Genomic DNA, 411 nt, shown 5'->3' with positions numbered 1-411 from the left:
CGCCGACCCAAAGGAAGTGAAACTCCTCGACCAGGCGGAAAAGGAAGGTAAGGTCGCCGAGATCGTCGCCAATCCGTCGGCGGTGACCAACCTCTTGCAGACGGCGCAGAATATCTTCACCCGCGCCGACAAGGTGCTGACCGAGCTCGAAGGCTTCACCAAGGACGTTCGCGGGCCGCTGACTCAGACCGTCCAGAATGTTCAGACCTTCTCCGATGCGCTGGCCAAGAATTCGGATGGCATCGACAAGTTCCTGTCCGCCGCCAGCACGCTGGCGGATGAGCTTAAAGGCGTTTCCGGCAAACTCGACGGCACGCTGAAAGCAGCCGAAGGCCTTCTCAACGCCGTCGACAAGGACAAGATCAAGAGCATCGTCGCCAATGTCGACGCGGTAACCGGTAACCTCAAGGA

The 411-nt window shown here is 59.4% G+C and carries 1 pseudogene; it reads left to right on the top strand.

What is annotated here, in order from left to right:
* Window positions 1–411: pseudogene (locus EN750_RS38925) on the top strand (MCE family protein); the annotation flags it as partial.

Source organism: Mesorhizobium sp. M7A.F.Ca.ET.027.03.2.1 (assembly GCF_003999175.1).
GTDB lineage: Bacteria > Pseudomonadota > Alphaproteobacteria > Rhizobiales > Rhizobiaceae > Mesorhizobium.
The sequence above is the reverse complement of the archived record's forward strand: the minus strand, read 5'-3'. Positions and strand labels throughout refer to the sequence as shown.